The organism is Methylosinus sporium (assembly GCF_003113265.1).
GTDB classification, from domain to species: Bacteria; Pseudomonadota; Alphaproteobacteria; order Rhizobiales; family Beijerinckiaceae; genus Methylosinus; species Methylosinus sporium.
In genome coordinates this window covers 1-1,545 of the sequence record NZ_PUIV01000055.1, presented here as the reverse complement: position 1 = coordinate 1,545, position 1,545 = coordinate 1, and the positions used below count along the sequence as shown (strand labels likewise).

The window sequence follows — 1,545 nt, the reverse complement described above, 5'->3', positions numbered from 1 at the left end:
CGATCGTCTCATAAATGTCATCGATCCCCTCGGCCGGGCGACCAATTACGCCTATGACGCGCTGAGCCGAAAGATTTCGATCGCGAACCCGGCGATCCAGGCCGCGCCGCTCGCGGCCTGGACCTATACGCCCGACGGCGTCGTGGCCAGCTTCACCGACGCCAACGGCCATGCCACCGCCTATACGCCGGACGGCTTCGATCGGCTGCGCGTGACTGCTTATGCCGACGGCGCGTCCACCACGGCCGGCTATGACAATGACGACAATCTGCTGAGTTTCGTGACGCGCAGGGGCGACACGCTCGCCTATGCCTATGACACGCTCAACCGGCGGATCACCAAATCCGGCCCCGGCCTGCCGACCGCGACCTACGCCTATGATCTCGCCGGCCGTCTGATCGCGGCGAACGACAATAGCGCCGCCATCGCGACTCCACAGGCGACGCCGAGCTATGTCGCGAACTGGAGCTATGACGCCGCCGACCGCCCCACCGGCTTCGTCTACGGCCCGAGCGTCACGCAGGCGACGCCGGCGGCGGCGAGCGTCGTCTTCAACCATGTCTATGACGCGACCAACCGGCGCATCGCGCAGAGCGTCGGCGACAATGGCTGGATCGCCTATCCGACAACCGCCTCTCAGACGGCCTATGTCGCCAATGCGGTCAACCAATATACGACCGTCGGCGCGGCGGCGCCGAGCTATGACGGCAACGGCAATCTGACCTTCGACGGCGCGGTCGCCTATGGCTATGACGCCGAGAGCCGGTTGACGAGCGCCTCCGCCACGGGCTTTTCCGCCGCTTACGCCTATGACGCGCGCGGGGTGAGGAAATCGAAGAGCGTCAACGGCTTCGCCACCGTCACGGTGAGCGACGAGAGCGGCCGGCCGCTGCTGGACTATGACGGGTCGAGCGGGGCGGTCCGCCAATGGATGGCGCAGGCGGGCGGCGCGGCGGGCGTGGTCGCGCTTCTCGATCCCGCCGGGGCGCGGCGGACGCTGATCCCGGACATTCAGGGCTCGGTGATCGCGAGCCTGGACGCGGGCTCCGGCGCGCTGACGAAGCAAGGCTATGCGCCCTATGGGCAGACCACGGGCGCATTCCCCTTCGGTTATACGGGATTGCGCACCGACGCCGAGACGGGATTGACCAATAATCTCGCCCGGCTCTATCACCCGGCTCTGGGCCGTTTCGTCCAGAACGATCCGATCGGCTACGCGGGCGGCTACAATCTCTACGCCTATGCCGGAAACGATCCGCTCAACCTCGTCGATCTCCTCGGGCTGGCGGCGGAGACGCCGAACGCCGCCGGCTCGGCTTACGGCTATGCGAGTGGGGTCGGGCGGGCGTTCCGTGATTTGCTTTTCGACCCACAGCGCTATTTTCGTGATTTGCAGGCCAGCCTCGGCCGAACATTGGAGAATTGCGGGGCGGTTTGCGATCCGGGCGCCATCATCTCTGCGTCGACTGGGCTCGGTCCCTATGGCGTTTTGCCGGGCAGAGCCGCGAGCGCGGGGATTAGCGGCTTACGCTCGCTATCGAGGCT

1 protein-coding gene is annotated in these 1,545 nt (G+C 66.3%); it reads left to right on the top strand.

The features are described 5' to 3' along the window. A partial coding sequence (locus C5689_RS18085; protein ID WP_146188426.1) for an RHS repeat-associated core domain-containing protein occupies nucleotides 1-1,545 on the top strand: 1,545 nt, incomplete at both ends.